This window comes from Paenibacillus elgii NBRC 100335, assembly GCF_004000865.1.
GTDB classification, from domain to species: domain Bacteria; phylum Bacillota; class Bacilli; order Paenibacillales; family NBRC-103111; genus Paenibacillus_G; species Paenibacillus_G elgii.
The window spans coordinates 40,382-49,454 of sequence record NZ_BIMB01000053.1; the positions used below are offsets into that span (position 1 = coordinate 40,382).

At 50.3% G+C, this 9,073-nt stretch carries 12 protein-coding genes; 2 read left to right on the forward strand and 10 right to left on the reverse strand.

Annotated features, from left to right (window positions below; all coding sequences use genetic code 11):
• Nucleotides 1–12 precede the first annotated feature (12 nt).
• The 10 genes from PEL01S_RS28025 to PEL01S_RS28070 form a co-directional block, all read right to left on the reverse strand.
• Nucleotides 13–795 carry a LysM peptidoglycan-binding domain-containing protein gene (locus PEL01S_RS28025; protein ID WP_127462604.1) on the reverse strand — a complete coding sequence of 261 codons (783 nt, stop codon included), beginning with the start codon at nucleotides 793–795 and terminating at the stop codon, nucleotides 13–15.
• Nucleotides 795–2,699: a phage tail tape measure protein gene (locus PEL01S_RS28030; protein ID WP_127462605.1), complete on the reverse strand. Its 1,905-nt coding sequence runs from the start codon at nucleotides 2,697–2,699 to the stop codon at nucleotides 795–797. Before PEL01S_RS28030 ends, PEL01S_RS28025 begins: the two co-directional genes overlap by 1 nt.
• 224 nt (nucleotides 2,700–2,923) lie before the next feature.
• Nucleotides 2,924–3,346 (reverse strand): phage tail assembly chaperone, encoded by a 423-nt coding sequence (locus PEL01S_RS28035; protein WP_127462606.1) that lies wholly within the window; start codon nucleotides 3,344–3,346, stop codon nucleotides 2,924–2,926.
• A gap of 25 nt (nucleotides 3,347–3,371) precedes the next feature.
• Entirely contained in the window at nucleotides 3,372–3,845 is a 474-nt protein-coding gene (locus tag PEL01S_RS28040; protein WP_127462607.1) for a phage tail tube protein, read from the reverse strand.
• 1 nt (nucleotide 3,846) lies between these two features.
• Complete coding sequence (locus PEL01S_RS28045) at nucleotides 3,847–5,163, reverse strand: phage tail sheath family protein (protein WP_127462608.1); 1,317 nt, start codon at nucleotides 5,161–5,163, stop codon at nucleotides 3,847–3,849.
• Nucleotides 5,164–5,385, reverse strand: coding sequence for a hypothetical protein (locus tag PEL01S_RS28050; protein ID WP_239551394.1), 222 nt, complete (start codon nucleotides 5,383–5,385; stop codon nucleotides 5,164–5,166). It abuts the gene before it with no gap.
• Nucleotides 5,378–5,842 (reverse strand): phage tail terminator family protein, encoded by a 465-nt coding sequence (locus PEL01S_RS28055; protein WP_127462609.1) that lies wholly within the window; start codon nucleotides 5,840–5,842, stop codon nucleotides 5,378–5,380. The genes PEL01S_RS28050 and PEL01S_RS28055 overlap by 8 nt, the downstream gene beginning before the upstream one ends.
• A gap of 324 nt (nucleotides 5,843–6,166) precedes the next feature.
• Nucleotides 6,167–6,802 carry a hypothetical protein gene (locus PEL01S_RS28060; protein ID WP_127462610.1) on the reverse strand — a complete coding sequence of 212 codons (636 nt, stop codon included), beginning with the start codon at nucleotides 6,800–6,802 and terminating at the stop codon, nucleotides 6,167–6,169.
• Between the two features lie 117 nt (nucleotides 6,803–6,919).
• On the reverse strand, nucleotides 6,920–7,432 hold the full coding sequence (locus tag PEL01S_RS28065; protein ID WP_163768095.1) for a DUF1492 domain-containing protein: 513 nt from the start codon (nucleotides 7,430–7,432) through the stop codon (nucleotides 6,920–6,922).
• Nucleotides 7,433–7,506: 74 nt separating this feature from the next.
• Nucleotides 7,507–7,824: a hypothetical protein gene (locus tag PEL01S_RS28070; RefSeq protein ID WP_127462612.1), complete on the reverse strand. Its 318-nt coding sequence runs from the start codon at nucleotides 7,822–7,824 to the stop codon at nucleotides 7,507–7,509.
• A 264-nt stretch (nucleotides 7,825–8,088) separates the two neighbouring features.
• Here PEL01S_RS28070 and PEL01S_RS28075 point away from each other — a divergent pair, with 264 nt between their 5' ends.
• Entirely contained in the window at nucleotides 8,089–8,535 is a 447-nt protein-coding gene (locus PEL01S_RS28075) for a helix-turn-helix domain-containing protein (protein ID WP_054976472.1), read from the forward strand.
• A gap of 25 nt (nucleotides 8,536–8,560) precedes the next feature.
• Nucleotides 8,561–9,031, forward strand: a complete 471-nt coding sequence (locus PEL01S_RS28080) for an ImmA/IrrE family metallo-endopeptidase (RefSeq protein WP_127462613.1) — start codon at nucleotides 8,561–8,563, stop codon at nucleotides 9,029–9,031.
• Nucleotides 9,032–9,073: the final 42 nt, after the last annotated feature.

A 9,073-nucleotide genomic window follows, 5' to 3' on the forward strand; every position in this document is an offset into this window, starting at 1 on the left:
GACGGTCCCCCTTTACTTTGGCGGCAGTTTCAGTACCGTGCCGTTTCGGATACCTTCCACTTCCGAATCCGAAATCCCATTAAACTCTTGGATTTCGCGGGCACGCGCACTGTCGCCGTAGTACTTTGTAGATATTTTCGTAAGACTGTCCCCGTCTTGGAAGATGTGCGTCTCCGGCATGACCCCTTCGTTCGGGCGGTCAGGCTGCTGCTGAACGAGAACGGTCTCCCCTTTGGCGTTCACAACGGGCTGAACATTTCTGGCAGAGTAAAAGACGTATTCCTTAAGCGACAGCGAATATTCGATATCGCCTGGGGAACCGGCAACTTCCTTCCATTCGAACTTTTCGATCGAGGCCGGAAAGTTAAGGTCTCGATCACTGGCGTTATCCAGTTTTCCATCTTCGCGACCGCGTCGAACGATATACATAAAACGAATGGGATGCTTGGTTTCCATCCATTTGCGGATATCTTTAACGTATTTCATCGGATCATAAATCCCATCGCTAAGTTGCCGATAATTTTCATTGAATTCACGGATTCCCCGTACAATAAACGGATAATTATGCGATTTTGAGGGGAAAAAGCTGCTGAAGCTGACCGTCTTCAGCCTCGGGCTCTGAATGACATTAATTTCGCCCGCACGCGTCTCCTCTGTCCCCCCGCCTTTGCCGACAATGTTATACGTCTTCCCTTGACCTTCTTCCGAAATTTCGATCGATTCCGGGTTAACCGGCAGCCTCCAACCCTCGGCCTGGTTATTAAAGCTCAAATAAATAAAATAATGGTCTTCCATCACGCGTACACCCCTTGAGCGGAATTTGCGATTTCGCGCGACATCACTTCTTCGATGCGCCGGATCATTTCGTTCGCATCGGTCGGCTGGTGAATATCCCCTGTGGTCACCTGTACGGTTGGTGTCAATGTCACAAAGTTTTGGATGCTCTGAATTTCAGCCAAATCTCGCATGACCTCCAAGTCTTCGCTGGAAATATCGACCGTATTGTCGATTTCGCCAATCGAGTTCACGTGGTTAATGTTAGGAAGCTGAGCACCGGGTTGTTTGGCAGCAGGGGCGTTTTTGCCTTTCCAAAGGTTACTCATGTCCTCAACTTTGTCTCCACCGAAATTCATAGCGTTTGCTGCAAAGTTTTGCCCCTCGCTGAAGGCTTGGGTTAGATCCTTTTGTTCCCATCGGAGATTCGATAAATCTACCGTACCTGTCTTTGGTTCCGGCTTAAGGTTATCAACCCATTTGCTTTCGAATTCACCGATAAGAGAAAATTTACTGCCGGTAATTGTATTAATTTTCTCAATTAACCAGTTTAATCCTGTAATAGCCGCATTGATAAAAGTGGTTAAATTTTCAGACACGCTTTTTAGCAAATCGTAAAAAAGTTTCTTAAAAGCATATCCCGGCTCATTCCAAACGTTGGCGAAAAACTCGGCAACGGCAATTATGACATTCCAAAACAAAGCAATTTGGTTATAAATGGCAGCGAAAAGACTGAAAAATAATCCTGCAACAAATCCAACGACTTGGCCGGTGGATACTCCAAATTGATTCAGTATTTCCATAAGTATTACGAGCACTCCGATTATTAAGAACACAGGCCATAGAGCAGAAAACCACTGAATTAACCAAATGCCTGCGAGAACCAAGAGAACGATGCCAAGGGCAAGCAATACATTTTGCACAAGACCAAGATGATCCATAATAAAGCGGGCAAAAACGGCAACCCCTTGAGCGATAGCATTGAGTCCGGCTTGCAAACCGTCGAAGAAGGGCTGAAATTTTCCAGACTCAAAAGCTTCATTAATTATTGTGATCACAGGAAGCAGCGCCGTTAAAGCCGCTTGACCCGTTTCTGTCAGGGCGTTTTTGAAGTTGTTCATCATAGTCCCTACTTGATTCGCGGGATTTTTGGAAATTTTATCATAGGCGGCCTGCCCCATATTGTTCTTTTCAAGGAGTTTGTCCAAGGACGTAATAGCTCCGCCGACATCGCCCTTTTCCAAAAGCTTGTCCAACTTGAGATCTTTCACTTGATTTTTGTCCATCCCAAACCGTTTGGCTATAGAATCCAGCGAAGCCGTATCTCCGCTAAACACGTCTTTTACGGCTTCTCCGTTTGCTTTAAGTCCCTTTTTCTCCGGATCGAATATAGCCAGACGCTGAGCAATGTTGTTCAGTTTGCTGATCTGATCCGAGTTCTGAGCAACAGACATGAATGACAAGGAGTTGGACAAATACTCATTTGCATCTTCCCCGGCAGTCAATGCTTCTTTCTTGAACTTTTCAAACATGGCCGTGCCTACTTTATCATTGCCAGACTTGGCAATGAACATATCTTTTTGGTTTTGCTGTTCCATCGCACTCCCGACGGTCGCTTGAAATATTTTCTCCGGATCAATCATAGAACCAGCCTTGGCTCCGAGTTTAGAAAATGATTCCTTGAATTTCGGCGCCAGCGCTTTGATGCCCTGACCGAGCGCTTTGAAACTTTGACCAAGAGCATGGAGACCACTTCTTATCTTTATTTCTATAAGTCCCGCCACTAATGTAGCTTGAAAGATAGGCTTGCTTGTAATTACACGCAAAAGCCCCTTTTCGAGCGATTTCATAGTCGAGTGCATAATTCCCGGAACCTGCCCAAACGCCCTTGCTACGCTTTGAAATATTCGGAGACCAAAATTCACACCCACTACCTCCTTTCTACAACCTAAAAAGAAGCGCCTCCTAAGAGACGCTCATCATAACCCTTTTTTAGCGCGGGCGCGCTTTTCCTTTTCCACCCGCACGTCGATCATGGCGTAGATCGCGGCCCTTTCGTGCCGCGACATCGCCATGAGATCCTGCGGTAAAATGTGAAGTTCGTGGAGGGCATAGTAGGCGTAATTCGCCTCGCCTGCGCCCTCGTTGATCAGTTTTTTACTTCGTCAACCAGCTCGTTCATATCCTTGTCGAAGCCGTTGAGCTCCTGCACCTTTTGAAGCAGGTTCGCGTACTCCCCGGGGAGCAGCATTTTGCGCAGCAGCGACTCGGCGCCGAGCACGCCATACGATTGCTGCAATTCCGCATCCTTGAGGTTCGGGAAAACGACGCTGTTCACGGCCAGCTTGGCAATATACTCGTTCTGGTCGATTTCGGTCGTGTAGCTGCCGCCTTTGCCTTTGACACGCTTCGTTACGGCTTTGCGTACCGCTTCGTTTTCCTCCTCCGTCATGCTGCGGAGACGCCAAGGCACCGGAACGCCCTCCCGGTCCTTGAACCGTTCGGAAACAACGACTTCCTCAATCGTGCTGGCCTCTGCATTTTGGGCAAAAAATACGCTTAAATCGCTCATGTATCATGTCCTCCTGTTAATGTGATTAGTTTGTGGAAGGGGCTTTGAAACGGTCTTTAATTTCAATACCGTCGAAGGTGAAGGAAATTTCCTCCTCCAACGTATCGCTTCCGGTATCGAGAGACGCCATAATGACGCTGTCCAGGTTGACATTTTTAATAATAACGGTTTGCATTCCAACGGAAGAGGAAGGGTCCTCGTTCGTTACCGTAATATCGAAATAAGTATCCTTGCCGCTTACCATGTACTCGTTCATCATCTCACGGAAAAGCGTGGTAATGTAGTAAATCGTCATGCTGCCGGTGCCCTTCCAGCCTTTTGCCTTGCTTTGCGTTCCCCGGCGGCCGAGCGCCTTGATTTCGGCCTTTTCCTTCTCGACCTTGGCTTCCAGCTTTTTAACGTAGAACATTTCTTCCTTGTTTCCGTTAATCGTTGCGTAAGCACGGCCTTCCTGACCGCTAATCGTATCGCGAGCATGTAACACTTTTTGATCTGCCATGTTACTTCACCGTCACTTTCATGTAGATTTTTTCGATCGAATCCACCGGCTGGACGTGCAGTTCCACATACACGCTGTCCGCGTCCTGGCCTTGAATGACATTCACATCGGTTTGCGAATTGAAATTTTGGATGGCCGCATTTGCCTGCAGCGTTCTCAGGTAAGTGACCACCTCGTTCCACAGCAAATTGCGTCCGTCGTGGTCGTTGCTCACCTTACCGATATAGAACGTCTCGAAAATCCGCTTAATATCGTTGGCAATGCCATCGAGCACGCGGATTACGCGGTTTTTGGAGAACGCTTTGCCCTTGGTCGGCAGGAAGCTTTTGAACGTGTTCAGGTCCTGCTCGATAATGGCACGGCCTTTGTTTTGCACAAAAACGACCTCGCCGCCACGCAGTGCGGATTCGATTTGGGAGTTCGTGTAACGGATGTCCACGTCCACCGCATCGTCGTACGCTTGGTAAGTCAGCGATTGGTTCACCTGCGCCCCGGCTGTAGCCGCAGCTACCCATACCGTCGCTTTCACCGCATCCAGAACGGTGCCGTCCGTCAGCACGACGCCGTTTTTCACGCTAATGATGCCTTCGAAGTCGGCTGCCGGATAGTTTTCCAGCACGGCCTGCACTTTCTTGCCTTCGGTATCTCTAAGCCGCTTCACGAATGCCGTGTAAACGGATTTCAACGTAGCGTCGGCGGATGCGAGCGCCATCGTTTGGAAATCGAACACTTCGATCGCCCCGAGGTAATCGGTATGGTCCTGGTTCGTCACAGTGCCGTCAGCACCGCCAGTGAGCGCAGCGCCCGCCGTTGCCGTCAAGTCGCCCGTGCCGCTAAAGATGACCCAATCGTTCGCCTTCAGTCCGGCGATATTGGCCACCGTCTGAGAATCGACGGCTTGGCCGGCCAGCAGCGTCTTCACGTCGAATTTCGTATTGTCGTCGATATTCGCTTGAACGACGACGGACAAATCGTTGCCGCGCACGCCGCCGTGCTTGGCCGTTACCTTCAGCGCGCCGACCGTTGCGGCGGCCTTCGTCCCTGCATTCAAACGGTACAGCAGCACCGTTTGGGCGCGCTTCAAAGCCTCGCGAACCAGCAGCAGCTGAGGCGCTGCGATGTCGTAGCCGAGCAGCGTTTTCACATCGTCTCCTGCGCTGATGGTCAGCACCTTTTTCGCTTCGCCCCAGCCGAGCGGCAGCGCCATCGTCATAATCCCGCGATCGCCGGCTGCACCGGCCGGTTTTCCTTCACCTACGAAATTGATGTACACCCCTGGGCGTACTTTGTTTTGAGTTGTCCATGTTCCGCCTGCCATCTATTCCACCGCCTTTTTCAAATATTGTTCGATTTGTTGTTTGACCTGATCGGTCGTATACGTTTCCTCATCTTGCAGCAGAGCGCTCAGCAAATCTTTTTGCTGCGCTGTAAACAGCTTCGACTCCAAAAACTGCTGCTTCGTAAAAGCCGGCAAGCTCTCCTGAGCCGCAGTCGTTTCTTCCTTCATGGCTGCCGCTTTCGACGTCCCTTTTTTAATCATGTCGGATATGTTCCTCCTGTACTAAATTTCGCATCGTAGGCACGGCCTCTTTCGGCCGCATCACATGAACCTCGAAGCTCACGTAAAAATGAAGCACGTTGTCCGCCAACGTGTAACGCATGCCTGAGCTGCGGTACGTATGACCTTCCCACGGGATCAGCTCAAGCCGCTCGTACAACGTATCCCGGACCGTCTCGCAATCGCGAATCAACTGCGAACTGCCCGGAACCGGAAAGTAGGCGATGTCGAACGTTCCCGTCCGGATATACCGGCGGTTCATTACGTGCTTCTGCGCACCTTCCGTTTGCCGAACAAAAAAAGCAGGCTTCGTAAAGCCCTGCTCGACTTGTTCCGTATAGACGCTCGCGGCCGGAAACATTTCCTTGAGCCGTTTCGCAATCCCCTGCTTAATTTCTTCCACGTTCACCACCCCGATAGAAGCCGGATAAAGCTTCATGAATTGCCGCAGCTTGCGTTTCCGCCTGGCAGCGGCTCACACCTCAAAGGGTGCTCCGGAAATCGCCTGCTCGAACTGTACCATCCAGTTTGCGCAACCGCTCCATATCCTCCCTCCCCCTGAAGCCTAATCTTGTGCGGCGGAGCGAATGCAAAAAGAGCCGCATCGCTGCGACTCTTTCGTTCGTGTTCCCCTTAGCACAATTATCTTACATTAACATCATAGCACGGGAAAACCGCACTTCGTTACAAAGGTTGTCCATGGTTATTCCGACGCTTTTGCAGCGAAATTCCGATGAAATTCCATCGACCCTTCAGTTCAGCCTTAGGCGCCAGCCTCGATACGTTCTACCTCTGCATACAGCTCCTCCGCGGCATTCCGCACTTCCTCACGCTCCGCATCGCAAAGCCGGCGAATCTCTTCTTTATATAGAAGCAAAATTTGCGCTGTATAGTAAACAAAGCTATAAAATGTCTGATCGGAGACGGGATCGTCCTCCCAACGTTCCTCGTCCTCTTCTTCGTCTTCCGGCCAAAGCTCATTTTCGTGAAGCAAATCGGTGATGGACGTGAACGGTTCCATATCGAAAACATGGCCTAGCGTATCTGCGCACGCAACTGCAATGGGTTGACACATCTTCAGGATCGCGACGACAAGCGCACTCAAACGCTCACGCTCCTGCTCGCTTAATTCCTGCTTCACGGAATCGTTCGCAGCTTCGCCAAGCATCCGCATTGCAAAAATGACGCCGAACGGCGTAGCGTGCCACAGCGTGCTTTGATGCTCAAGCTCCTCGGCCAACCGCCCGGCGGCATTGTCGAGCGCCTCCATATCTCCGTGAGCCATCGCATGAAACCATTGCGGGACCGCCGCTGCCCGTCCGTAGGAGGAGATCAGGCGCTGCCACGGAATGTCTTCCATTTTTACGTTTTTAATAAATGCCAAATCCTGCTGAAGCATCGGTTTCTCCCCATTTCCTCTTTATTGAAAATTAGCTTCATTATAGCACATGCGAATTTTGCCGAACTGGTCAGGCAGACCCATAAACGCAAAAAAGAGCCGCAGACCGCTGCGACCCTAGCTTATCAATATTCCGTATTCCTTCAACGCTTTACGTCTCCATCCATAGAAGGTGGATAGGGAGATGCCCAGATCGCAAGCGATATCATGCGGCTCGTTTCCATCCACATACAATAACTTGAGCACTTGCGCGTATTCGTGTTTAAAATCGTCCAGAGCGTCCATGGCTTGCTCCATCTGCTCTTTTTGCCGTCCCAGCTCCTCCAGCTCACTTACCCGCGCCAAAATCCCCTGATAGCCGTCCGACGTACCCAGCTGCCCTTCCAATAGCGCCTTGATTTTCGCCTCTGTGCTTCGAAGCGCTTCATGGTCTGCGCCGGATGCCGCCAGCTTCCGCCATTGCCGGTGCAGGTCTTGCAGCTGACCGTCCTGGACAATCATGCCGAGCCGCATCCCGCCGCTGACAGGGTACTTCTCAAGCATTTTGATTCGTCCGACAAGCCGTTTATATCCGCGAAGCTGATCTATAGCCATTTTTTCGTAGTTTTGTTCGAGATTAAGCATCATCATTCCGGTTTGTTCCCCTCTCGTCATTCTCTGGAAGCATGTCCGATCGAACTTACAGCTTAAACTTACAGCACCGTTCATCCGAGCTTTTCCGCCGCGTGGAGCAGCTCGGCAAAATATTTCGTCGGAACGTCCGGCAGTCGTTCGGCGCCGTAGTGCCGGAGGAGCACCCGAATTTCACATTGACGTCCGGCTTGAACGAGCCCGGCAAACTTCGTCCGGATCATCTCCAACGTTACCGGTTGACGCGGTTCCCAAGGCCCTGCTTGCCCACTGTAAGCCTGCTCCGCCTTGTTGCTCTTCGCCGTCGGTGTGGCAACCTGCCGCCGCTCCTTTACAAGGTTCGCCGGTTGAGCCGCGTTTGCAGATTCGAGGTTTTGGACGTGATTCGTCATATTCGAGGCGCCTCCATTCGTTAGCCTATCGTTCGTTTTACGAAACTAAGAATAAGCTATTAGCTTCAAAATGACAACCATTCTATTTAATCGTATAGATTAATTATCGCATAAAAACATCCAAAAAACAAACTATTTGCTTAATTTTTCTCCCATTTTCTTCATTTTTAGTTTTCCAAAGCTTGATTATTAAGCTAAAAGCTGATATAATGGAAACAAATGTTCTTCTATTAAAAAGCCAGTTCAGAAAAGGTGAAATGTCTTATGGGGAATCGGGTGCGGGACATTCGAAAAGCAAGGAATATGGCGGGGACCGTTGTCGCCGAACTGTTGAACATTACGCCTCAATATTATTACGAGATCGAAAGGGGAAAAAAACGGCTGAGTGCCGATATGGCCGGCAAGCTCGCCGCCCATTTTCAAGTGACGACGGACTACCTTCTGGGCTTGTCCGACGAGCCTTCACCGAACGTATCGGCCATGGAGGAAAAGCGGGACGCATCTCCCTTGACACCTAAAGAAGAGAAGGACATCGCCCGGGATCTTGAACGAATGCTCAGCGATCTTGAATCTGATGAAGCACTTGCCTTTCACGGCGAAACCTTGGATGAGGAGAGTAAAGAATTGCTGCGAATATCGCTAGAGAACTCCATGCGGCTTGCCAAGCAGTTAGCGAAACAGAAGTTTACCCCGAACAAATATCGAAAATAAAATCGGTACGGGGGTAGATAAGCAGATGCGAAATTCGAAACAAGCAGCCTTGCAACTGATTAAAAAGTACGGAACGAACAACCCTTTCAAAATCGCATCTCAGAAAAACATCCATGTTCTCTTTGAGCCGCTCGGCAACGTTCTCGGCTACTTCAGCACGTACAAACGAATCCGCTTCATCCATATTAACCAAGGCTTGGATAAATCCGGTCAGCGCTTTACGTGCGCGCACGAGCTCGGTCACGTGCTCCTTCACCCCAAGGTGAATACGCCATTCCTTCGCAGGAACACGCTCGTTTCGATCGACCGGATCGAGAGCGAAGCCAATCAGTTCGCCGTCGAGCTACTGATGCCGGACGAACTTATCCTGGGCGGCATGACGATCTACGAAGCGGCGGCTGCCAGCGGCGTACCTCAGGAAGTAGCGCATTTAAAGAGTCTCCCGACGCGGCAGCGCAGTATCTGGAAAAGCGAAGATACATATTTTACCGTCTGACCAGCGTAAGTAAAACACAAAGCCGGTGCTCCTTAGTGTAGG